Origin of the sequence: Anoxynatronum sibiricum (genome assembly GCF_039414295.1) — a bacterium.
Classification (GTDB): domain Bacteria; phylum Bacillota; class Clostridia; order Peptostreptococcales; family Tindalliaceae; genus Anoxynatronum; species Anoxynatronum sibiricum.
This window is the reverse complement of record NZ_JBCITM010000007.1, coordinates 1-22,715: the sequence shown is the minus strand read 5'-3', so window position 1 is coordinate 22,715 and position 22,715 is coordinate 1. Positions and strand designations below refer to the sequence as shown.

Here is a 22,715-nt window from a genome sequence, read left to right as displayed (position 1 = left end):
TTCGAATCACAGCAAGGAAGGCGATGAAAGCATATGATAGCTTCATCAACAGAAAAAATGTCGTGAGGTGGATCAAATTGGGTATGCTATCATTGGATCAAAGCGTTTATGATTTGTGCCGTGAGCATCCGGAGCTGGTGGATGTACTCAAGTCTCTGGGGTTTGAAAGCATCAACAATCCGGTGATGATGTGCACCGCTGCCCGCGTTATGACGATTCCGAAAGCTGCTGCCATGAGAGGGATTGAACTGAACCAGGTGATAAAGGTGCTGGAAAAAAGTGGATACACAGTGGTGAAAGGGGCGATGATGAATGAGTGAACACATTGACAACCGTGGAAAACAGGCATCCAATCGACAGGAGCGCCAGAAAACCCTGAAGGAAATCATTTTACAGCTCCACGACGGAAAAGATCCCACACAGGTGCAACAACAGTTTGCCAGTCTCATCGATGGCGTGGCTGCCAGTGAAATTTCCGAAATGGAAGCAGGGCTCATCGCTGAAGGTATGCCCATTGAAGAGGTGCAACGTCTCTGTGACCTTCATGCTGATATCTTTAAGGGCTCGGTGGAAGAAGTACACACAGCCTCCCAGGAAGAGGAAAGGCCGGGACACCCTGTCAGGGTGCTTAAAGAAGAAAACGTTGCTGTAACGAACCTCATCAAGGGTAGTATTCTTCCCATGATTCACAAGTTGGGGACACAACCCACGGTGAAAGAGCGTTATGGCCTGCTGGAACACGTCAACTTGCTCATGGATTTGGATAAGCATTACAGCCGCAAAGAAAACATCTTCTTTCCCTATATGGAAAAATATGGCATCACCGCACCTCCCAAGGTGATGTGGGGCGTTGATGATGAAATCCGCACCTTGATCAAGGCTTTCAAAGTGTTACTTCAGTCTGATGAAACCACAGGTGAGGCACTGAAGAAAGCTGCAGAAGAAATGACCACCAAAGTGCTGGATATGATTGTCAAGGAAGAAAGCATCATGGTTCCTATGCTGCTGGATGTGCTCACTGAAGATGAATGGATGGCCATTGCTGAAGACAGTGAAGAAATCGGTTATTGCATTGTGAGTCCTGAAAGTCGATGGATACCCGACCGGGAATCAGGAAATGAAATAATTGCTGAGGCCGCTGCCGATGGCATGGTACGACTGGAAACCGGATTCTTCAGCGTGGATGAACTTACCCGCATGTTGAACACACTCCCCTTTGACATGACATTTATTGACCAGGATGATGTGGTGAAGTATTTTTCCCAGTCGGCAGAGCGGATTTTCCCCCGCACCAAATCAGTGATTGGCCGCACGGTACAGAACTGCCATCCGCCGGCCAGTGTCCATGTGGTGGAGGCCATTCTGGATGCTTTTAAAAGTGGACGAAAAGAGCATGAAGATTTCTGGATCTCCATGGGAGATGCCTTTATCTATATTCGTTACTTCGCGGTGAGAAACGATGCCGGTGAATATCTGGGAACGCTGGAAGTGACCCAGAACATCAAGCCGATTCAGGCCATTTCGGGTGAAAAACGGCTGTTGTCGGAAGACTTCTAATGTCATTCATCAACCAGAAGGTTCATCAACCGTTATAGTGAGCATTTTCGACAGACATACTCAAAAGGGTATGTCTGTCAGCATGTTGAGAACAAAAAAACACGCTTGCATTGAATAAAAATGGGTTTCAACGGTATAAATGAGAAGGAATGCACATGTCCATCGTGGCGTTGCTATCAACGACAGCCCTTGTGCTGACAAAATGGAGGTGTACGATATTGGAAAGTATGATTTACAGTTTCTTTGCCGGCACATCGACGGTGCTGGGCGCCATCATTCTCATGTTCTTCGGTACTCCCGGTAAAAAAACCATGGCGGCTCTCTTGGGATTTGCAGGGGGAATCATGGTGGCAGTTTCTGTTTTTGAATTAATGCCTGGAGCTCTGGAAATGGGTTCCATGGTGGTGACGCTGGTGGGATTTCTGCTGGGGTGCGGCATGATGTTCCTGCTGGATAGCTTCATGCCCCATGCTCACATGTCAAAAAGTGATGATCTGGAAGTGGAGAACGTGGACGCGGATAAGGTTCATAGCCAAACGGTATTGCGAACAGGTTATCTGATTTTTATGGGCATTGCGTTACATAACGTGCCGGAAGGGCTGGCCATCGGAGCCGGGCTGGAGGCCAGTCAGGAACTGGGAATGGTCATTGCACTGGCCATAGGCCTTCATAATATTCCAGAAGGGCTGGCAGTGGCCGGACCTCTTAGAGCCGGCGGCCTTTCCAATCTGAAGGTGATTTTGTTCACCCTGGGGGCAGGACTGATGACCCCCATTGGAACTGCCATCGGGTTGCTGGTTTTTGGGATCTCAGAAGCTTTTATTGCCGGCTCTCTGGCTTTTGCTGCCGGTGCCATGATCTATATTGTCAATGACGAACTGATTCCCCAGTCCAACAGCATGCACAGCCATATGGCCAACGCCGGACTTATTGCCGGATTGCTGATAGGATTCGTCCTGCTTTAAACGCAACAAAAACACCACCAATCGATTGTATGATCACATCAGGGCTGTCTCCATGAAGAGGCAGCCTCAGTCGATGGCAATAAAAAAAAGTGCAGACAAAGAGACAAAGGCAAAGGAGGGACACCATGGTCACTGCCATCCTGAAAAGCGGCCAGAAGGTGAATATCATGAAAGCTGTGGAGGCGGATGCAGCAGCGTTGATCGCCTACATGAATCAGATTAGCCGGGAATCTGATAACCTGACCTTTGGGCCGGGGGAACTGAACATAACGAAAAAAGAAGAGGTCCATTTTATCCGCTCTGTCAACAGCCAGCCAAACGCGCTGTTCCTGGTGGCAGTAGCTGAGAACCGCATCATCGGCAATCTCCATTTCACGGGAGGCAACCGTCCCAGAACTGCTCATGCAGGCGAATTTGGCATGAGTGTGCTGCGGGAATTTTGGGGACAGGGATTAGGCAGTGCTTTATTAGAAAGGTTGATCATTTGGGCAAAAAGCACGGGCACCATCCGAAAAATTAATCTTCGGGTACGCACCGATAATGTGGGGGCCATTCGACTTTATCATCAGACAGGATTCCGGGTGGAAGGCATTATCACTCGGGAGTTCAAGGTAAAGGGACAGTATTACGACCTGATGTCGATGGGACTCAAACTGGACTAAGGCAGGATTTTCAAAGCGGCTCCACCAAATCCAGGCATCCACACAGGGTGTCGCCTGATGTAAACAAAGAACAGTGGTGTTGATTGGAAAGATAAAAAAACTATTGACACACAAATAGTTGCATGATACAAATAAGTAAAGGGGGAGGTTACCATGAAATCAGTTAGCGGGCAAAGAGCACCTACCCAATGCACCTGTGAAACTTCAACTGACTGCTGTGTGGAAGAAGTGGGCCAGACAGTACAGCATTTGGTGCGGGTGATGCAGCTTTTCGAACGTGATCAGATTAAGCCCCATGGTTTCACCACCTCGCAGGCCTATGTGCTCACGCAGCTGAAACGCACCCCCCGCCTGACCATGAATGAGCTGAGCGAAAAGCTCAATGCCCGCACCAGCACCATGACACGCATTGTGAACAACCTGGTGCGCGACAGGTACATTGAGCGAATGCGGGAAGAAAAGGACAGACGAATGGTGGTGGTGAGTCTGACAGAAAAAGGTCAGGAAGCAGCTGAAACAGTGGAGGCATCGATTCAGGATTACTATCGAAAAATTGTAGCCAATCTGCCGGAAGGTCGGGTGCGGGAGGTGTTGCAGGCAGCGGCACTATTGGTGGAGGCCTTTGATGAAGCCAATCCCAACTGCTGTTGAGCGATAAAGATTTAGAAAAGTGTCATCACGCTGTTTATTTGCATAATACAATAAATGCACCAAACAACATATTGATTACCTGAACCAGATGAATTCAATCATTCATGTGATCACTCCTTCAAGAGATCGGCTGAACCTGCAGGTTGAACGTCCTCGTGATTCCATGAAAAAACAGTAAACATGTAAACACATTAAAAAAGGAGCGTTTTCCATGAATGAAACCATTCTATTTGTGCTGATATTTACAGTCAATGCAGTCAAAAGCATTCTTCCATTCTTCTTATTAAGCATCTCGGTGGCATCGCTGATTAAAACCCTGAAGCTGGAGCAATCTTTCAAAAAAGCTTTTCGGGGAAGGGAACTGGTTTCCATTCCTGTTGCTGCAGGCACCGGTGCCTTCAGTCCGCTTTGTTCCTGTGGTGTCATTCCAGCCATTGCTGCCATGCTGGCGGCGGGAATTCCCCTGGCTCCCATCATGGCTTTCTGGATTACTTCTCCCCTCATGAGTCCTGAGTCTTTTGTACTCACTTACAGTCTGTTGGGAGGTGGAATGGCCGTGGCCCGTCTGACGGCCACTCTGGGCATAGGGCTTGTGGCCGGCTACAGTACCTGGTATTTGATGAAAACGGGCAGAATTGAACCGGAGGTATTGCGGTACTCCATGGGAACACAAGGCTGTGGCACATCATCCTGCCAACAGGAATCGGAGCCTGATGGAAAATGGGACGGAAAAATGATGAAGTCCTTCATCATCAACACCATTACTATGGGGATTTTCATTGGAAAATACATTTTGATGGCCTTCGTACTGGAAGCGCTGATCGTGCAGTACGTACCAGTAGAGTGGGTGGCAGGGTTGCTGGGCAGTGGCAACGACGCCGGCCCTCTATTGGCAGCGCTGGTGGGGATTCCTGCCTATGCCAGCAGCATTTCAGCCATGCCGGTAATCAGAGGGCTCATGGACTTGGGAATGGACAAGGGAACTGCCCTGGCCTTTATGATCGGCGGTGCGGCCACCTCCATACCGGCCATGGCAGCCGTTTATTCCATTGTGAAACGCAAAGTATTTTTCCTGTACCTGGCTTACAGCCTGGTGGGGGCGGTGGTGTCCGGCTATCTTTATCGTTTGATATAGTTCGGGATGATGATTCACCTGTGGCCAGGGCGACGAATATCCTTTCGGACCCTTGGCATTGTCTTAAGTTGAAAATCCTTTCATGAATGGCATCATGGCATCCAATAAGTTCATCTTGCAATAACATCATAGGTCGTTGAGTATCCGAAAAGTCTTTGCAGCAGCGATAAAAGACGATAGCTGGGGGGTAAGATGCACATAAATTGAATACAGGAGGTGCATTTTTTTAAATGAATAATAGATGACCAGTCGTCTATTAAATGCATAGCCAGAAATGATTTGTGATGATTCATTCAAATAAAAGAGTGTGTCAGGGATGCATAAGTGGAAGGAGATGGTGAAGTGCCAAGAGACGGGCTTACCTACAAGGAACGGATTCGTGCGAAGCTGTTTGAAATTCAGATTGGCAGGCCCATGACAGAACCGGTCATTTCAACCGTAACTCTGATGAACCTGCCTAATATCGGCAAAATTGTAAGGCCGCCACGGATGATCCATGTGGGCTATTCCCTGGAGACCATTTTTGGCCACGCCGGTGATGAGGAAGCACAGACAAAGATTCTCAAAAAAGCCGTTGAGGGTGCGCTTGACGGAGAGCCGGAGAGTCTGTTGGTGTTATAATTCAATCATCGGATAAGCGAAAGAGTGATTTTTTTCTATTGTTCCGTAATCACTGCCACTATGACTTGTATGACCCACACAATGTGGAAGGCCAGCAAAAAGTAGGGGTGTGCCAGCAAATCCTTAAAGGTTGTGCCGTGAATCACAAACAGATTCCATAAGTTCAACGCACCGGCGATCAGCCAGTAAGTCACTGCCCGACCGCTGCCTTCCTTTCGATGCTGGCAGCGGGCCCGATGTAGGCACAGGCCGGCACTGACCATGTTGAAAAAAGAAAGCCCCCACAGAAACTGTGGTGTTAGGAAAGTCTGCTCATATTGAAGGCGCCGCTGGTAGAGGTGGCGCATGACGCCTGCCCTTAACCTGGTCAGTCGCTGCAGTGCAGCAATGCCCCCCACCAACCCTGCCTGAATGACAATTGCCAGTGATAAAACCCATGTCTTCATGTGTCGCTTCATGCTGCTCACACCTTATTGGGGAATGCCAGTTTCCACGGGGTTGGAAGGATCATTGCTCCAGCCAATCCACCCGTCGCTGTACAGCGAGGTGTTTTCCAGCCCCATCACCTGTGCATAGTACAGCACTTCTGCTGCCCGCCATCCACTGCCGCACATAAAGGAAAGATGTTTGTTCAAATTGATGCCTTCTCCTGTCCAAAGCGCCTTGATTTCATCCCCATTACGCATGGTCATGTCAACATTTTGAAAATGCTGCAGTGAATTGGCATCGTCATAGCCAGCGTGTCCAAAGACAGCTCCGGGAATACGGCCAGCTTTGTCATGGTAGCTGTAGCCTGATGTTTCACCAATGTGTTCTTCCCAGGTGCGGTTATCGACTAAAACAAACTGGTCATCAGTGGCAAGGGCATTTTTCAGTTCATCAATGGTGACGATCAGTTCGGGGTTGGCAGGAATCACAGCCCCAAAATCGGTCACCGGCACCGGATCATGCCGATCTGTCTCCACTTCGTAGCCCGCAGCAATCCAGGCTCCCAGGCCGCCATTTAGCACCCGCACATCCTGTACACCCATGTAGCGAAGCACGACGGCTACCCGGTAGGCGGCCATCTGATACTCACTGGTAACAATCACTGTATCGTCAACAGTAAAACCATATTCCAGGGCAAAATCAGTTAAGGTTTCGGCATCTGCCAACATCCAGTCTGGCGGCGGCTCCACCAGGTCTGTGTTAATGTGAAAACTGCCGGGCACGTGGCCATTGGCATAAGAGGTTTCCTCTTCGCCCCAGCTTGCTTCAACGATCTTAATCTCGCCGGCATTTTCAAAGGTTTCCGGTTTTCTGCCTTCAATGATTTCGTTGACCACATAGGCCGGCACTACGAGATGATAGTTGGCATATCTTTCCATGGGAAGGCCCTGGTCATCTGCCCATTCCTTCACATCATAGAGAAACAGGTTTTCATACCCTTTCCCTTCAAGGTATCCCTTCACTGCCTGGGCGTCTGTGCCATTGGCATCATAAAGAAGGATGTTTTTATCAGGAGTGATTCCCTTTTCATCCAGGGCTTTCTCCAAGGCCGCATCAAGTTCTGGGTGATCTGTTACCAACCAGTTAGCTGAAAAGTCTACAGCTCCGGGCAAGTGGCCGCCCCGTGACACACCTTCCAGCGCCCAGCCTATGTACGCGTCATTCAGACGGGTATCAACAAGCACCCAGTCATCTGCTTCCACAATGGCCTGCACTTCTTCTGTGGTTAGGCTTGACACCTCTGCCGCCTCAACATTTTCCGATGGAGCAGATTCCGGCTGTGTTTCCTGTTCTGGTTCAACTGGATCGTTACCCCCACATCCACTGAAAAACAGCACCGAGGCCAGCATCAAGGCTAGCAAAATCTTTATTTTGCTATTCATTTAGCATTCATCCTTTACAGTTTGATTGCCGCAAAACCACCTGTCACACAAATAAATGTTTATCTATCATTTCAGTCTTCAGGTTTTGAGCAGTACAATCATAGCACATGGTTACCCAGAAGTCATATCGAATATTTTAATGATTTTCCTGTTTTTAATTTAGGAATTTTATGCATACAACTGGTTTTCACCCCCTTTCAATAAGGTATAATTGTCAGGGTACACCCTTGGAGTGGCCCTGTTTACCAGCAATGAAAAGGAGTGATCTCTGTGAGTCATCTTGGCATCAAACTTCATCAAGCACTCAGTTTTTCTCCCTGGTTTTCTAAAGTGCTCTCCCCTTCCGACTCTGTACGAAAACTGTTTATGCCAGGGTGCAGCCTGTCCGCCAGTCGGCCTCAGCAAGCTCTTCTAGTCTATCAACACATTCAAGCAATCTATGACGAACCTGTGGGATTGCTTCTCACGTGTTGCGGGAAGCCAACTAGATATCTAAAACAGCCCTTGCTTTTTCAAAAGCGCTTTCGTCACCTGGAAAATAAAATTGCCCAATCCGGTGCAGTCGAAATAATCACTGCTTGCCAAAACTGTTTGCAGGTTCTTCGTCAGGGGAATCTTCAACTTAACGTCATGTCTCTTTGGACCTGCTTGGCCGAACAAGGTCTCCCGGAAAACACGATGTCATTCAGCAATGCCCCTGTCACTTGTCATGTGCAGGACTCCTGTGCTACCCGTCAATACCCGGAGGTGCAGCAGTCAGCCAGACACCTGATGACACGCTTAGGTGTGAATCCTGTGAAAGTGAATGAATCAGATGGCCGTACCCTCTGCTGTGGACAGGGAGAACTCATGGGTTCTTCCGTCAATGAACCGGTGTCTTTTCTGCGCAAACGAGCTTCCCGCTTTCACAAGCATCCCGTCATGACTTACTGTGCAGGCTGTCAGGAAGCCGTCCACAGAGGGGGACAGTCTTCGTATCATTTGCTGGACCTCATCTTTCCCAAAGAAACTGGCAACACTTTCCCAGTCTCTCTTTCGCCGGCCTCATTACTTACCAAATGGAAGAATCGTCGTTTGTTTATGACAGAAGCAGCACTTATTACAGGCAAGCAGCAGCAGTGCCTGCCTTCATTTTCAGGCATGGTAAAAATCCAAGGAGCAACCCATCACTGCCCGGTGTCAACTGCGGCTTTCCGGAACACTAGCAGCCACAAAAGAGAATAAATTTCAAATAAAATTGAAAGTTGTTGTTATTAAGGAAATTGACCGGGTATAATATATCAATATAAGACGACTGGTCATATATACAGGATGCGATGCGAGCTGCTCATGTTTTTCAGAGACAAGCAGGAGCCTGAACAGTAACTGAAGGGAGAAATAAACATGGCAAAAGACGGTTTAACCTATAAAGAACGGATTCGGGCAAAACTGTTTGAAATTCAGATTGGCCGGCCCATGACAGCCCCGGTCATTGCGCCTGTAACCAAACCAAGTGAAAAATGCCGGGTAGCCCTGGTCACCACCGGCGGGGTTCACTTGAAAAACCAAGAACTCTTCACACCAAAGAATGGCGATCACAGCTTCCGGCTGATTCCAAGAAACACCCCCAAAAGTGAACTCACCATCACACACGGCCATTATGATGAAACCGACGTGCGGGCAGATGTGAACTGCCTCCTGCCCATGGACCGACTGGAAGAACTCGTGGCAGAGGGTTATGTGGATTCGGCGGCAGCCAATCACATCAGCTTCATGGGCTACATCCCGGACGTGGGCCCCCTGGTGAAAGAAACAGCACCGGAAGCAGCAAAAATACTGCTTGATGATGGGGTGGACATTGCAGTCCTGACACCTGGCTGATACACCTGCCATCAGTCCGTGGGACTGATCCAGCGGGAAATGGAAGAGAAAGGGATCCGAACTGTTTCCCTCATGAACCTGCCCAACATCGGTAAAATTGTGCGGCCGCCCAGGATCATCCAGGTGAACTATTCCCTGGGGACCATATTTGGCCATGCCGGTGACCGGGATACCCAAACAGCCATTCTAAAAAAAGCCATTGAGGTGGCCCTGACAGGAGAAACGGAGAGTTTGCTGGTGTATGATCCTGCAAAGGAAGGAAATGAATGAAGAAGCCAGGAGACAGGAGCGTTCTTATGAGAAACAGGAACAGCAAAAATTTTGGGATGATATTATCGGGTCTGATGATTCTGTTGGTTACTATCACCAGTATGGCGGGGTGCGGCAGCCCGGCATCTGACGAAATGTCAGGTGGAGCTGAAACTGAAGAAGGTGGCCTGTCAACATCACAGAGAGACACAGCAGTTGAGGATGGCATACCCCTGGATGATTTCTTTGCCAACATCCAGGCCGGCGGTCCTCCCATGGATGGCATTCCGCCCCTGGAAACACCCGAATATGTGACAATGGAAGAGGCGGATCGTTTTCTGTCAGATCTCGCCGTGGTCTTTGTGGTGGAAAGCAGTGAAGGAGTATATGTGTACCCGCAGAGTATTCTGGTCTGGCATGAAATTGTCAATGAAACCTTCGAAGGTGAAAAACGAAGCATTACCTACTGCCCCCTGACCGGATCCACCATCGGATACCGGGGGGTGTTGACCGCGGGAGAGACAACCTACGGCACATCGGGCAAGTTGCTGAACAGCAACCTGGTGATGTACGACCGGGCGACCACCAGCTACATTCCCCAGATCCTGGGTGTGGCTGTCAGTGGACAATCAAAGGGAGAAAGGCTGGAAGAATTTCCTGTGATCTGGACCCGCTGGCACCTGGCGAAGGCATACTACGGGGAAGGAAGGGTATTGTCCACAAACACCGGGTTTATCCGGGATTATCAACGGGACCCCTACGGCTCCTATCTGAGTGGCGATGATTATTACAACAACGACCGGCTCATGTTTCCGGTCATGAACCAGGACGACCGTTTCAACCCCAAGGAAGTGGTGCTGGCCAACCGGATCAGCGAAACCCCCTTTGCAGTGCTGAAAGAATCCCTGAAATCTAAAGGATTAATGGAATTCAGTGTGGAAGAAGAGCCGCTGGCTGCCTTCTATGATGAGGCCCTGGAAACAGGCCGGGTATTCCATCGCGGTATTGAAGAACAGGTACTGAACTTCAGGATTGAAAATGGCCGTATCATTGATGAACAGACACAATCAGTTTGGAATGAACGGGGAGCGGCTGTGGAAGGTCCCCTGGAGGGTACTCAACTGGACATGATCAATGTCTATGACGTCATGTGGTTCGGATGGTTTGCGTTTCATCCGCAAACAGATGTGTATGAATAAGATAGCCAGGAGGGATTGTATGACCAGCCCACAGCTGACTTTGGATAAAAAGCAGCTTAAACGCAACGAAATCATCGAAAAAACCATTTACATTATCTACCGGCAGGGCTATCACGGTACCGGCATCCAGGAGCTGGCAGATGCAGCGGGGATCCCCAAGGGCTCCTTTTATAACTACTTCGAAAGTAAAGAGGAGTACGCGGTTCAGGCCCTGCATTTCTACCACCAGCACTTGAAGGACCACTTGCTAGTGGTGCTGAAAGACCCTTCCATGCCCCCACAAGAGCGGGTCAAAGCCTTTTTTTTGGGCAACATTCAAATGATGGAAGGTTTTCACTACCAAATGGGATGCCTGGTGGGTAACTTTTCAGAGGAGATGGGAGACCTGAACGACCGTATTGCAGCCACAGCAGATGAAATACTTGATGCTGTTGCAGGGGACATTGCCCATTGCCTGTCAGAGGAATCCACATTGGCCACGGACAGCCGTCAAATGGCTGAGTTCCTGGTCAACAGCTTTCAGGGAGCCATGCTGCGGATGAAATCCAGCCGCAACAGACGCCCGCTGGATGTGTTTGCTGGAATGATGCACCAGCTGCTGGAGAGCTGAATATAGTTAATCCATCCAAGGGAGGCACCAACGATGAAAAAACAGGAAAACCAGCGCAGGCTGCTGATCATTGCAGGCGTGCTGATCATTATGATAGTTATCGTCCGAATGTCCGGGATTAGTCAATTCATCCGACTGGAAAATGCCACCCTCCTCCGGGACTGGGTTGCCGGTTTCGGTGTGGCAGGGCCGGTGGTCTACATCCTCATATACATTGCCGCCTGCCTGCTGATGCTGCCCGGTTTTGCCGTGACCCTCATGGGTGCCCTTGCTTTCGGGCCTATCTGGGGAACGGTCTATACTTCAATTGGTTCCACCCTGGGTGCGGCCGCTGCCTTTCTCACTGCCCGCTACGCCGCCCGGAAGATGGTGGAAAACTGGCTGGATGAAAACGAAACCTTCCAGCGAATCGACAGAGGTGTGGAAAAACAGGGGTGGCGGATGCTCATGGTGACACGAATGGTGCCCCTGTTCCCCTTTAATCTGCAGAATTTTGCCTACGGATTAACCCGCATTTCCCTGGGTACCTATGTAGTGGTGTCCTGGGTGTGCATGATTCCCGGTATTGCCGCCTACAATTTCATGGCCGGATCCGTGGTCGCCGGGGAAGGGGATCCTGGACGGGTCCTGTTTTACCTGGGAATCGGAGCGGTGTTCTTTGTTTTTGTGTCATTGATCCCAGGCCAGATCCGTAAAAGACAGGAAGGACTTGCCGATGATTGATACCAGACTGCGTCACCGGGTACAACCTCTTTTCGACCGGACGGGAAAAAACCTGCACCAGGCAGGCTTCACCCCTGTCCAGATTACCCTTGCCGCATTCATCGCCGGCCTGGCTGCCGGGTTCTTCGTCAGCCGGCAGTGGATGGTGATGGCCTTGGGGCTGCTGTGGCTTTCCGGCATCATGGATGTGCTGGACGGCACTGTGGCACGTCTCAGCGGCAGGGTTTCCGCCACCGGGGCTCTCATGGACCTGATCTTGGACCGGATGGTGGAAGCGGCAGTGATCCTGGGCTTTTATGCCATTGCACCGGAGCATGCCCTGGCTCACCTGTTGTTTTTTGTAGGAGTTATTTTTAATTTTTCCACCTTTCTGGCCGCTGGAGCCCTGTTTCCCAACAAGGGCGAGAAAAGCATGCACTATGACCCGGGGATTTTAGAACGGACGGAGACATTTCTTCTGTTCACCGCCATGATCCTCTGGCCGGCCGGCCGGTTCGGCCTCTTAATGGCCTTCAACGCCCTGATGTTTGCCACAGGCATCCGGCGGTTTTACCGTCTGATCCGGCATGAGGAGAACTCTTCAAAATTTGATAAAGCTTGATGAAAGACTGATGGTAAATTGATGGAAAGACCAAAAGAAGATTAATTAGAAGCCGTAAGAAAAAGTACTGCAAGAACTGGGGGGGTAAGTGATTCGATGAAAGGATCTAATCGGCATCACCTTAAAAGAAACAAGCTGGTTCTATGGCTGCTCCTGTTTGTGTTCTTTCTTGCCGGCTGCGCGTCCCCTGTTCCGGAGGCCTCGCCGGAAGTATTTCAGCCGGACAACTGGGAAGAAGTGATGGCATCCGGAGAAGGCACCACCGTCACCATCGTCATGTGGGGCGGCAATGACCAGGTGAACCGGTACATGGACGAATGGGTGGCACCGGCGCTTCTGGAACAACACCAAATCATCCTCCGCCGGGTGCCCATGAACGCACCGGAATTCATGGCCAAGTTCATCAACGAGAAACGCAGCGGCCTCAACAGGGGAACCGCAGACCTGGTCTGGATCAACGGAGAAAACTTTCGGACAGCCCGGGAAGCCGACCTCCTCTGGGGGCCTTTTACCCACCTGCTGCCCAACCAGCAGGCTTACATGAACCCGGAATCCTCGGACCTTCATTTTGACACCGGGGTGCCCATCGGCGGGTTTGAAGCCCTCTGGGGCCGTGCCCAACTGATCATGGCCTACGACAGCGCCCGCATTCCAGAGCCGCCCCGCGGTTATGGAGAGCTTCTGGACTGGGCCAGGGAGAACCCGGGAAGATTTACCTACCCCAACCCGGTGGATGATTTTGCCGGGGCCGCCTTCATCCGGTCCGCCTATTATGAGCTCACTGACCTGACAGAGGAGGAACTCACCCGGGAAATGAGCCGGGAAGAAATTCATGAGATTTCTCAGCCGGTCATGGACTATTTCCGGGAGCTGCAACCCCATCTCTGGCGCCAGGGGAAGGCCTATCCCGCCTCCCAGGCCCAGCTGGATGATTTTTTCCGAAACGGGGAGACCGCCTTTTCCATGGGCTTTGAAGTGGGCAAGGTGCTGGGGCTCATCCGGGAAGGGGTCTTTCCGGAAACCGTGGAAACCCTGATTTTTGACAGTGGCAGCATTGGCAACTCCCATTACCTGGCGGTGCCATTCAACGCCCCTGAAAAGGCGGGCGCCCTGCTGGTCATCGATTTTCTCCAAAGTCCGGAAGCCCAGCTGCACAAGTACAACCCGGAGGTATGGGGGGATATGCCCGCCATTGATCCCTCCCGACTGACAGCTGAACTGCAGCAGGAACTGGCCGCCATTGAATACCAGCCGGGGATGCCTTCCCTGGAAATGCTGGCCGCTTCCCGGGTGCCTGAAATGCATGCCCAAACCATTGACTGGATCAAAGAAATCTGGCAGGAGGAAGTGGGGGGACGCTGATGAACCGAAACATCCGAAGACTGCTTCCTGTTATGACCCTGATCCTTATGGTGGCGGGAGGGCTGGTGCTCATGTTCATCACCAGTCTCACTGATTCCGGCGATTCAGGGGACGCCCTGACGCTGGTCCACTACCGGACCCTGCTGAGCCAGTCCGGGTTTTGGATGAACGCCTTCTACAGCCTCTACCTGGCGGTTGCCGCCTCCCTGCTGGCTGCGGTGGCGGGAACCCTGACAGCCTATGCCATTGCCACCAGCGAAACAAGGCTGCTGCGCCGCCTGTCGGAACGGGTGATGCAGGCAGGCCTGGTGCTTCCCTACCTGTACGTGGTTTTTCTGGCGTTCCTGCTGCTGGGCCAGGCCGGCCTGTTGTCAAGACTGGCCCTGGCCCTGGGTGTCATTGACAGTCCGGGGTCTTTTCCACCGCTGATCTTTGATGCTGCCGGGGTGGGCATGATCTGGGTCTACGCCTTTAAGGGGATTCCCTTCGTCGCCCTCATGACCCTGACGGTGATGACCCGCATCAACCGCCAGTACCGGGGTGTTGCCCGCACCCTGGGTGCCGGACGGCTGCGGCAGCTGTTTGCAATTTACCTGCCATTATGCCGCCGGGTCATTCTGTGGAGCTGCCTGGTGCATTTTGCTTATGCCCTGGGATCCTTTGAGGTTCCCCATCTGATGAGTGCCTTTTCTCCCCGTCCCTTGTCAGCCAGCCTCTACAGCCTGTACCTGCGCCCCGGTCTTTCCAGTTATTACGAAGCCATGGCCCAGGGAATGGTGATGCTGGTCCTTGGCGCATCCGCCGCTGGCTTGTACCTGAGCCTGCTTAACTGGCTGCTGAAAAGCACCACGACTTTTCGGGGTTTTCCCGCTTCAGACAAGGGGAAGGACACCCCGCCGGGGTTCATCAGTGTGGGTTCCGTGGGCCTGATGCTGATCTCGGTTTTGTGGCTTTTGCCCATGGGCTACGTCATCCTCTTTTCCTTCTTTGCAGCCATTCCCTTTCCGGAACTGATTCCCAGGGGTTTTTCCCTGCAATTCTGGGAAAACACCCTGGGGCGCAATGCCCTGTTCCTGCCAGGGCTTTACACCAGTGTCCGGCTGGCCTTCCTCACCGGCCTCATCACCACACTTTTGGGCCTGGTGACGGCACGAAGCCTGTCCCGGATGGAGCCATCCGTTTCCCTGACATGGTTTGCGCTGATTTCCCTGCCCCTGTATGTGCCGGCGGTGGTGCTGATGCTCAGCCTCCACCTGGTGATGCTGCGGCTTTCCCTGGCCAACACCGGAGCCGCTGTCCTGACAGCACACGTGATCATCAGCCTTCCCTATGCCACGGCAATCCTGACAGCCTACCAGAAAGGAATTGGCAGCGAGTTGGAAGAAACAGCCAAAACCCTGGGTTGCAGCACCATTTACTATCATCGGAAAGTGCTGCTGCCCTTGATGGTGCCCGGTGTCTTTTTTTCCTTCTGCATCGGGTTTTTACTGTCTTTTTCAGAGCTCTTTTCTGTGTTATTGCTGGGGGGAGGCAATGTGCTCACTTTTTCCATGCTCATGTACCCAGCCCTGACCGGCAGTCAATGGGGGACTGGTGCTGTCATGGGTACCCTGTTCCTGGCCATTCACCTGAGCCTGTTTTACCTGGCCGATGGCTGGGTTCGCCGAAGTTCGTCCAACACCGACTACCTGTTTTAAAGGAGGCTGCCCATGCTTGAGCTGGTGAATGTGTCAAAAAAACTGAATAGGCAGCCAGTCATCCAATCTGTCAGCTTCCGAACGCCGAAGGGGTGCTTCCATACCATACTGGGAGATTCTGGAACGGGTAAAACCACCCTGCTGAAGCTGATTGCCGGGCTTGAAAAGCCGGAGGAGGGCCGCATTCTCCTGGAGGGCCGGGATGTGACAGCGGTTCCGGCAGAGGGGCGCAGAATCCCCATGATTTTTCAGCAGCCCCTGCTCTTTCCCCATTTAACGGTATACCAGAACATCGCCTTTGGGCTGGAAACAGTTGGCTGGGACAGGGGAAAAATCGGGGAACAAGTGAAGGCGTTATTGGCAGTGCTTCAAATCAGTGAATTGGAGTGCCGAATGCCGGGAACCCTTTCCGGGGGGCAGCAGCAGCGAGTTTCCATTGCCAGAGCCCTGGCACCTGGAAGTTCTTTGGTGTTGATGGATGAACCCTTTTCCAGCCTGGACCCTTCCCTTCGTCGTGAACTTGGCCAACAGGTGAAGACGCTGCAGCGCCAGATGAACCTGACGGTTATTTTTGTCACCCATGATGTGACAGAAGCCCTGCAGTTATCCGATGAAATACTGTTGCTGAAAGAGGGAAAGGTGCTGGAGTCGGGCACCCCCAAAGAGCTCTATGAACGACCGAAAAAGAGGGCAACTGCCCGTTTCATGGAAGCTGGGAATCTGGTGGAGGGATCTGTTGCCCAAGAGGTTTTTCACTGTGCTTTGGGGCGTTTCCCCGCAGAAGGCATCCCTGAAGGCCCGGCCACGGGACTGATTCCAGAACGTGGGATTGTCATGACGCCAGGGGATGCAGGCGGACGAGTCACTGACATACGATACATGGGAAAAAGCCGAAGGGTGAAAGTGTTGGTGGATGACATCCCCCTTTGGATTGATGACAATTTCCATGGTGACCTGAGTGTCGGTCAGACAGTGGAAATAGAGTTGCCGAGACGGATTTATCTGATAGTTTCCTGACTGCCTCCAGCTGTCAATAGCTGTGGCCAGCATTGACTATCAGACTGGGTTGAAGAACCGGGGAGAGAGGAGTTGTACTCATGTCATACGAATACCATGTCATCGTCATCGGCGGCGGGAGCGCCGGGCTGGTGACGGCAGGGGGTGCCGCCGCCCTGGGGGCAAAAGTGGCCCTGCTTGAAGGGAATGAAATGGGGGGCGACTGCCTCAACACCGGGTGTGTGCCCAGCAAATCCCTCCTGGCCAGTGCCCATCTGGCAAACTGGATCAGGCAGTCCAAAAAAATGGGACTGGACGGTACCCAGGCGCCTGTGAACCTTGAAAAAGTCATGAACCGGGTCCATCGGGTCATCGAAGAAATTGCCCCCCACGATTCAGTGGAACGTTTCCAGTCCATGGGAGTGGAAGTGATCCAGTCTCATGGCAGGTTGCTGGATGCGCATACGGTCCAGGCGGGGGACCGGGTTCTGACAGGAAAAAGAATTGTGATTGCAGCCGGTTCCGGTCCTCAGGTTCCAAAACTGGAAGGACTGGATAAGGTGAGCTATCTCACCAATGAAACACTGTTCTCCCTAAAAAAACTGCCGGAGCACCTGATGATCTGGGGGGCCGGCCCCATCGCCATGGAGATTGGCCAGGCATTTGTTCACCTGGGTTCCAGGGTAACAGTCATTCTTCGTGGTCATGGGCTGTTCAAGAAAGATGAACCGGAGGTGGGCGAGATCATGGCCAGAAAACTGGAAGCCGACGGCATCCGGTTCCTCTATGGCCGTGACATCACCGGTGTTTCCCAGGAAGAGAGCCGGATCAGTCTTTCATTGAAGGAAACCAAAAAAGATATACCATCGATCCTCGAAGGAGATACCTTCCTCATCGCCCTGGGCCGCCAGCCGGCTTCGACAGGCATGGGCCTGGAGGCTGCCGCTGTGAAAACGGACCGGCGGGGGTTTGTGGTGGTGAACGAAGCCCTGCAAACCAGCCAGCCTCATATTTACGCTTGCGGTGATATTGCAGGCCCCTATCAGTTCACCCACATGGCCGGATACCAGGCGGGGATTGTGGTGCGGAACCTGTTTTTGCCCCTGAAGAAAAAAGTGGATTACCGCCATGTGGTCTGGACCACCTACACCAGCCCCCAGGCGGCCCACGCCGGTTACACGGAAGAAACCGCCAAAGAAGCCGGCCTCCTGGGGTCGGTCATCACCCATCCTTTCCGGGAGGTGGACAGGGCCGTCATCGAGGATGACCGGGAGGGATTCCTGAAGCTGGTGCTGGACCGAAAAAAGCGGGTCATCGGCGCCACGCTGGTCTGCGAACAGGCGGGAGAGATGATTTCCCTGGCCTCCCTGGCCATTGTGAAGAAGTTGAAAGTGTCGGATTTCATGAACATCATCTATGCCTATCCCAGCAAATCGGAAATTTTTGGAGGAGCGGCATTGACCCAGTTAAAAGATTCGTTTAAGCCCTGGCAGAAAAAACTGTTTCAAAGGTTGTTTTTACCATAAACCTGTTTGTGACGCATCACTGATTTTGCCACACGACTGTCAACAGTTATCACCGTACTGTCGGTCAAAAATGAATGAAGATCTATTCTATATCGGAGAAGGAGGATGTTCACATGAAGATCGGATTAATTGGTCTGGGAAAAATGGGGTTCCAGCTGGCCCTGAACATGCAAGAGCGGGGTCAGAGCGTGATCGGCTATAACCGGAGCCTCGATAAAGTGAAAGCCCTTCAGGCAGAAGGCATTAAGGGAACTGACTCTTTGGAGAATCTGGTGAAGCAGCTGGACCATCCCCGGAGGATCTGGATCATGGTGTCAGCAGGAGCGGCGGTGGACGCAGTGTTGGCGGACCTGACGCCCTTGCTGGCAGCAGGCGACCTGGTGATTGATGGCGGTAACTCCCATTACCGGGATACCCTGCGCCGGGCCGGTGAGCTGAAGGGAAAAGGGATTCATTTTATGGACATTGGCACCAGCGGTGGTATTGAAGGTGCCCGGCATGGAGCCTGCATGATGGTGGGGGGCAGTGATGAGGATTACGGCCAGTTGGAAGAGGTGCTGAGGGATCTTTGTGTGCCTGGCGGATTGGCCCATGTGGGCCCGGAAGGTGCCGGTCATTATGTGAAAATGATCCACAACGGGATTGAATATGGGATGATGCAGGCCATCGGAGAAGGGTTTGAAATTCTTAAGGAAAGCCCTTTTGATGTGGATTATGCCCAGGTGGCAGAGGTGTGGCGTCATGGATCAGTGATTCGGGGCTGGTTAATGGATCTGACACAGAAAGCCTTTCAGGAAGACCCGGATCTGGCCTCCATCAAAGGGGTTGTCCACGCATCCGGCGAAGGCCTCTGGAGCGTGCAGGAAGCCCTTGACCTGTCTGTACCGGTGCCCGTCATTGCCGCTTCACTGTTCACTCGTTACCGGTCTCAACAGGCAGACACTTTTTCCGGAAAAGTGGTGGCTGGTCTGAGAAACCAGTTTGGCGGCCATGCAACGGTGAAAAAGGAGGAAACCTAATGGTGCAGGATGCGGGAGCAATGAACTGCCTGATGGTGATCTTTGGTGCCACCGGAGACCTGACCAGTCGAAAACTGGTGCCAGCCCTTTACCATCTGGAAGCAAAAGAGTTGCTCCCTAAAGCTTTCGGAGTGGTGGCGGTTGCCCGAAAAAAACACAATACTGATGAATACGTGGCATCTGTCAGGCAGCAGGCTGAAGCCCATACCCGTCAAACCTTTGAGGAATCTGTCTGGAACAAGCTGGCAGGCAGATTCCACTACCAGTCCCTTGAGTTTGATCAGGGAGATCAGTATGAGTCGCTGAAAAAGAAATTGGACACTCTTGGAGAAAAGACAGAAAGCAGTGGGAATCGACTTTTCTACATGGCGGTCTCACCTGAATATTTTGGAACCATTGTGCAGCATCTGAAAAACCATGGAATCGTTAACCGAAAGTATGGATGGCAGCGCATGATGATTGAAAAGCCCTTTGGGCGGGATGCCGCCTCTGCCAGAGAACTTAATCAGACATTGAGGATGGTTTTTGAGGAAGAAGAGCTTTTTCGGATTGATCATTATCTGGTCAAGGAAATGGTGCAAAACCTGATGACCATCCGTGCGGCCAACCAGATTTTTGAACCAACTTGGAATGCAGACCACATTGATCATGTGCAGATTATTTCAACAGAAATGGAGGGGGTGGGTACCCGGGGCGCTTATTACGACCAGGCTGGAGCGCTACGGGATATGGTTCAAAACCATATGCTGCAGATGCTGGCACTGACGGCTATGGAGATGCCGGATTATCTGACGGCTGAAAATCTTCGGGCTGAAAAAGTGAAAATTCTTCGAAGTCTGGTACCGTTTGAAACGGAAGAGATGGAAAACAGGTTGGTGCTGGGGCAGTATGAAAGGTATCACAACGAACTGAAAGTGGCACCGGATTCCACGACAGAAACCTTCGCAGCCCTGAAAGTTTTTCTGGATCATCCCCGTTGGGAGGGCGTGCCCTTTTTCCTGATCACAGGGAAAGCGCTGGCAGAAAAAACAGCTGGCATCATGATCCAGTACAAGCTGCCCATGGGATCGTGGAGCCTCAGGCAAACCCAGCAGCAGCTTGCGCCGAATCGGCTCATCATACAGATACAGCCTCAGGAAGGCGTTGTCTTGTCTTTCAACACAAAAGAACCGGGAACTTTGAACAAACTGATGGCTGTCAACATGGATTTCTGCCAGAACTGCCTGGCGGGTACCAATACACCCGAGGCATACGAAAAACTGTTGCTGGACGCCATGAAGGGAGATCAAAGCTCCTTTACCCATTGGGATGAAGTGGAAGCCTCGTGGATATGGATTGACCAACTGATATCATGGGCAGCAGCACATCCTGAAGCGGTGAAATCCTACCCGAAAGGATCGCAAGGCCCAGCCTATGAGGAGCGGTTGAAACATGCATCAGCATTGGAAGAAAAGGAGGAAAAGTGATGAAGTGGCCAGGCACAATCATCGATATCAGCATGGAAATCTCTGAAAATATGATGGTCTATAAAAACCGGGAAGAAAACAAGCCCCGGATTCAAGTCACCCGGGACTTTACAGCAAGCGAAGCCTATGAAACAACAGTGACCCTGGGAATGCATACCGGCACCCATCTGGATATGCCGCTGCATATGATTCCAGGAGGGGAGACACTGAATGACCTTCGTTTAGAACAAGTGGTCACGCCTTGTCAGGTGGTGGATCTGACAGAAGCAGCGGGTGGAATCACACAACAGGATCTGGAAAAAAAAGAGATCTCATCGGGAAAGTTCGTTTTACTCAAAACACGCAACTCTTTTCACGAAACATTCGACTTTGAATTTGTCTACCTGGAAAGGTCAGGCGCTGCCTACCTTAAAGAGTTAGGCGTGACGGGGGTCGGCATTGATTCCCTGGGTATTGAGCGGGATCAGCCAGATCGCATGACCCATAAAACACTACTGGGAAACGGGATTTTAATTCTTGAAGGCCTTCGTCTGGCAGCGGTGCCACCGGGAGATTACCTCCTGGTGGCGGTGCCTCTAAAGATCAAGGGGGCTGAAGCATCTCCGGTGAGAGCTTTGTTGCTGGAGCCTTGAGATGTTCCGGTTAGTCATTTTTTTTCTGAACGGGAATCCATACCTCATACTTTGTGTTCTCAGGATTTGGATCAAGATACACCTCGATGTCCGGGGCGTTGGCATACTCATACCCTGAGGTGGGCAGCCAGTCGGTGATAATACGCTTCTCCAGCTCCTGAATGGAGCGGCCAGTGCCTTCGCCTGAGAAAACAGCCCAAGTGGCCGCGGGAACGGTGTATTCCTCAAACTTACCAGCGGTCAGTGAGTCTTTCATTTCATGCACCGAAATGAGAGGAAGGATTCGGTGCTATCTCAGCCTGTTCGCTGGCATCTTTCTACTTTACCATGACAATAGATAAGTTGAAAAGCGGCGGTCACAACAAACCCCCAGTGCATTTAAGCATTGGGGGTTTATCAGTCATGTGTCATAGCAGTTCGAACCGGTGACACTATTTGGAAAGGGCCTCAAAACGCTCTTCCACTTTTTTCCAATCAAGCACTGACCACCAGGCATCCACATAGTCAGGGCGTTTGTTCATATACTTCAGATAATAAGCATGCTCCCAGACATCAATGCCCATGAGCACTTCTTTGCCTTCGGTAACCGGGTTGTCCTGGTTGGCGGTGGAAACCACTGCCAGCTGGCCGTTGTCAAGAACCAGCCACGCCCAGCCGCTGCCAAACCGGCCCAGTGCCGCCTGTTTAAACTTTTCCTTGAAGCTTTCCAGACTGCCAAAGACTTCATTGATCTTAGCTGCCAGTTTTCCAGTGGGTTCGGTTTTGGGAGAGGGTGACATGAGCTCCCAGAACAGGGAGTGGTTATAATGACCGCCGCCATTGTTCCGCACTGCAGTGCGAACGGATTCGGGGAGTTCGCTTAAACGGGCAACCAACTCCTTGATTTCCAGTTGTTGCCAGTTTTCATGCCCTTCCAGCGCTTCATTCAGTTTGGTGACATAGGCTTGATGATGCTTGGAATGGTGAGTTTCCATGGTTAATGAATCAATGTGTGGTTCCAGTGCATTGTAATCGTAAGGTAACTTAGGTAGTTGATAAGTCATCTGTATCCTCCTTTTGATTCTCGGTTAATGGGTTTATTCTACGGGGAATCCCGTCTACTCACATATTAGTATTATATCCATAAATGGGAATGATAATCATTTTATATAAAAACAATCAAAAAAGTCCGGTAATGTCTTCCGGACTTGAGGTTGTCGAAAAAGTCATGTTTTAGAGATGAAACATGGCTTTTTTGCGCTTAGAATCAGTTTTGAGGGGTGATATTGCTTTGAGAAAGGGTATTCCTATCCTCTATTATCAAGGATAGTGGC

Annotated in this window: 25 protein-coding genes and 2 pseudogenes; 22 read left to right on the top strand and 5 right to left on the bottom strand. The window is 51.4% G+C overall.

Translation table 11 applies throughout. The features are described from left to right. Positions 1 to 83: 83 nt before the first annotated feature. The 7 genes from AAIG11_RS08285 to AAIG11_RS08255 all read left to right on the top strand — a co-directional run bounded on the left by AAIG11_RS08285 (position 84) and on the right by AAIG11_RS08255 (position 5,591). A complete protein-coding gene (locus AAIG11_RS08285) occupies positions 84 to 320 on the top strand; it encodes a DUF1858 domain-containing protein (RefSeq protein ID WP_343185914.1) in 237 nt (78 codons plus the stop codon). Further along, a complete protein-coding gene (locus tag AAIG11_RS08280) occupies positions 313 to 1,557 on the top strand; it encodes a DUF438 domain-containing protein (RefSeq protein WP_343185776.1) in 1,245 nt (414 codons plus the stop codon). Before AAIG11_RS08285 ends, AAIG11_RS08280 begins: the two co-directional genes overlap by 8 nt. A gap of 227 nt (positions 1,558 to 1,784) precedes the next feature. Then, the gene (locus AAIG11_RS08275; RefSeq protein WP_343185913.1) at positions 1,785 to 2,522 is read left to right on the top strand and encodes a ZIP family metal transporter; all 738 of its coding nucleotides are present in this window, start codon (positions 1,785 to 1,787) and stop codon (positions 2,520 to 2,522) included. A gap of 125 nt (positions 2,523 to 2,647) precedes the next feature. Beyond that, positions 2,648 to 3,184 carry a GNAT family N-acetyltransferase gene (locus tag AAIG11_RS08270; RefSeq protein WP_343185775.1) on the top strand — a complete coding sequence of 179 codons (537 nt, stop codon included), beginning with the start codon at positions 2,648 to 2,650 and terminating at the stop codon, positions 3,182 to 3,184. Positions 3,185 to 3,337: 153 nt separating this feature from the next. Continuing rightward, the gene (locus AAIG11_RS08265; protein WP_343185774.1) at positions 3,338 to 3,835 is read left to right on the top strand and encodes a MarR family winged helix-turn-helix transcriptional regulator; all 498 of its coding nucleotides are present in this window, start codon (positions 3,338 to 3,340) and stop codon (positions 3,833 to 3,835) included. Positions 3,836 to 4,046: 211 nt separating this feature from the next. Then, positions 4,047 to 4,970, top strand: a complete 924-nt coding sequence (locus tag AAIG11_RS08260; RefSeq protein ID WP_343185773.1) for a permease — start codon at positions 4,047 to 4,049, stop codon at positions 4,968 to 4,970. Positions 4,971 to 5,294: 324 nt separating this feature from the next. Continuing rightward, positions 5,295 to 5,591, top strand: a complete 297-nt coding sequence (locus AAIG11_RS08255) for a hypothetical protein (RefSeq protein ID WP_343185772.1) — start codon at positions 5,295 to 5,297, stop codon at positions 5,589 to 5,591. A gap of 35 nt (positions 5,592 to 5,626) precedes the next feature. On the opposite strand, the gene AAIG11_RS08250 is transcribed toward AAIG11_RS08255, so the two are convergent. Both AAIG11_RS08250 and AAIG11_RS08245 read right to left on the bottom strand, forming a co-directional pair. Further along, positions 5,627 to 6,049, bottom strand: a complete 423-nt coding sequence (locus AAIG11_RS08250; RefSeq protein WP_343185771.1) for a hypothetical protein — start codon at positions 6,047 to 6,049, stop codon at positions 5,627 to 5,629. Between the two features lie 12 nt (positions 6,050 to 6,061). After that, positions 6,062 to 7,462 (bottom strand): rhodanese-like domain-containing protein, encoded by a 1,401-nt coding sequence (locus AAIG11_RS08245; RefSeq protein WP_343185770.1) that lies wholly within the window; start codon positions 7,460 to 7,462, stop codon positions 6,062 to 6,064. A 366-nt stretch (positions 7,463 to 7,828) separates the two neighbouring features. Here AAIG11_RS08245 and AAIG11_RS18180 point away from each other — a divergent pair. Beyond that, a pseudogene (locus AAIG11_RS18180) lies at positions 7,829 to 8,005 on the top strand ((Fe-S)-binding protein); the annotation flags it as partial. Here AAIG11_RS18180 and AAIG11_RS08240 read toward each other — a convergent pair. Beyond that, a complete protein-coding gene (locus tag AAIG11_RS08240) occupies positions 7,955 to 8,122 on the bottom strand; it encodes a hypothetical protein (protein ID WP_343185769.1) in 168 nt (55 codons plus the stop codon). The pseudogene AAIG11_RS18180 and the gene AAIG11_RS08240 overlap by 51 nt on opposite strands. A gap of 18 nt (positions 8,123 to 8,140) precedes the next feature. Here AAIG11_RS08240 and AAIG11_RS08235 point away from each other — a divergent pair, with 18 nt between their 5' ends. The 14 genes from AAIG11_RS08235 to AAIG11_RS08170 all read left to right on the top strand — a co-directional run bounded on the left by AAIG11_RS08235 (position 8,141) and on the right by AAIG11_RS08170 (position 21,402). Continuing rightward, positions 8,141 to 8,686 carry a heterodisulfide reductase-related iron-sulfur binding cluster gene (locus AAIG11_RS08235; RefSeq protein WP_343185768.1) on the top strand — a complete coding sequence of 182 codons (546 nt, stop codon included), beginning with the start codon at positions 8,141 to 8,143 and terminating at the stop codon, positions 8,684 to 8,686. Positions 8,687 to 8,845: 159 nt separating this feature from the next. Then, positions 8,846 to 9,322 (top strand): glycine/sarcosine/betaine reductase selenoprotein B family protein, encoded by a 477-nt coding sequence (locus AAIG11_RS08230; protein WP_343185767.1) that lies wholly within the window; start codon positions 8,846 to 8,848, stop codon positions 9,320 to 9,322. Positions 9,323 to 9,340: 18 nt separating this feature from the next. Beyond that, the gene (locus tag AAIG11_RS08225) at positions 9,341 to 9,592 is read left to right on the top strand and encodes a hypothetical protein (RefSeq protein ID WP_343185766.1); all 252 of its coding nucleotides are present in this window, start codon (positions 9,341 to 9,343) and stop codon (positions 9,590 to 9,592) included. Positions 9,593 to 9,618: 26 nt separating this feature from the next. After that, positions 9,619 to 10,770 carry a DUF3179 domain-containing protein gene (locus AAIG11_RS08220; RefSeq protein WP_343185765.1) on the top strand — a complete coding sequence of 384 codons (1,152 nt, stop codon included), beginning with the start codon at positions 9,619 to 9,621 and terminating at the stop codon, positions 10,768 to 10,770. A 19-nt stretch (positions 10,771 to 10,789) separates the two neighbouring features. Then, positions 10,790 to 11,380: a TetR/AcrR family transcriptional regulator gene (locus AAIG11_RS08215; RefSeq protein ID WP_343185764.1), complete on the top strand. Its 591-nt coding sequence runs from the start codon at positions 10,790 to 10,792 to the stop codon at positions 11,378 to 11,380. Between the two features lie 33 nt (positions 11,381 to 11,413). Beyond that, positions 11,414 to 12,103, top strand: coding sequence for a TVP38/TMEM64 family protein (locus tag AAIG11_RS08210; protein ID WP_343185763.1), 690 nt, complete (start codon positions 11,414 to 11,416; stop codon positions 12,101 to 12,103). After that, positions 12,096 to 12,704, top strand: coding sequence for a CDP-alcohol phosphatidyltransferase family protein (locus AAIG11_RS08205; protein ID WP_343185762.1), 609 nt, complete (start codon positions 12,096 to 12,098; stop codon positions 12,702 to 12,704). The genes AAIG11_RS08210 and AAIG11_RS08205 overlap by 8 nt, the downstream gene beginning before the upstream one ends. Positions 12,705 to 12,800: 96 nt before the next feature. Then, the gene (locus tag AAIG11_RS08200) at positions 12,801 to 14,066 is read left to right on the top strand and encodes an ABC transporter substrate-binding protein (protein WP_343185761.1); all 1,266 of its coding nucleotides are present in this window, start codon (positions 12,801 to 12,803) and stop codon (positions 14,064 to 14,066) included. Next, entirely contained in the window at positions 14,066 to 15,763 is a 1,698-nt protein-coding gene (locus tag AAIG11_RS08195) for an ABC transporter permease (protein WP_343185760.1), read from the top strand. The genes AAIG11_RS08200 and AAIG11_RS08195 overlap by 1 nt, the downstream gene beginning before the upstream one ends. Before the next feature lie 12 nt (positions 15,764 to 15,775). Then, positions 15,776 to 16,780 (top strand): ABC transporter ATP-binding protein, encoded by a 1,005-nt coding sequence (locus AAIG11_RS08190; RefSeq protein ID WP_343185759.1) that lies wholly within the window; start codon positions 15,776 to 15,778, stop codon positions 16,778 to 16,780. 80 nt (positions 16,781 to 16,860) lie between these two features. Further along, positions 16,861 to 18,285 carry a dihydrolipoyl dehydrogenase family protein gene (locus AAIG11_RS08185; protein WP_343185758.1) on the top strand — a complete coding sequence of 475 codons (1,425 nt, stop codon included), beginning with the start codon at positions 16,861 to 16,863 and terminating at the stop codon, positions 18,283 to 18,285. Between the two features lie 113 nt (positions 18,286 to 18,398). Continuing rightward, positions 18,399 to 19,304, top strand: coding sequence for a phosphogluconate dehydrogenase (NAD(+)-dependent, decarboxylating) (gene gnd / locus AAIG11_RS08180; RefSeq protein WP_343185757.1), 906 nt, complete (start codon positions 18,399 to 18,401; stop codon positions 19,302 to 19,304). After that, positions 19,304 to 20,770, top strand: a complete 1,467-nt coding sequence (zwf, locus tag AAIG11_RS08175) for a glucose-6-phosphate dehydrogenase (protein WP_343185756.1) — start codon at positions 19,304 to 19,306, stop codon at positions 20,768 to 20,770. The genes gnd and zwf overlap by 1 nt, the downstream gene beginning before the upstream one ends. After that, positions 20,770 to 21,402 carry a cyclase family protein gene (locus tag AAIG11_RS08170; RefSeq protein WP_343185755.1) on the top strand — a complete coding sequence of 211 codons (633 nt, stop codon included), beginning with the start codon at positions 20,770 to 20,772 and terminating at the stop codon, positions 21,400 to 21,402. The genes zwf and AAIG11_RS08170 overlap by 1 nt, the downstream gene beginning before the upstream one ends. A 10-nt stretch (positions 21,403 to 21,412) precedes the next feature. On the opposite strand, the pseudogene AAIG11_RS08165 reads toward AAIG11_RS08170, so the two are convergent. Together AAIG11_RS08165 and AAIG11_RS08160 are read right to left on the bottom strand one after the other, a co-directional pair. Next, positions 21,413 to 21,628 (bottom strand): annotated as a pseudogene (locus AAIG11_RS08165) (GyrI-like domain-containing protein); the annotation flags it as partial. A 205-nt stretch (positions 21,629 to 21,833) separates the two neighbouring features. After that, positions 21,834 to 22,445, bottom strand: coding sequence for a superoxide dismutase (locus AAIG11_RS08160; protein ID WP_343185754.1), 612 nt, complete (start codon positions 22,443 to 22,445; stop codon positions 21,834 to 21,836). Positions 22,446 to 22,715: the final 270 nt, after the last annotated feature.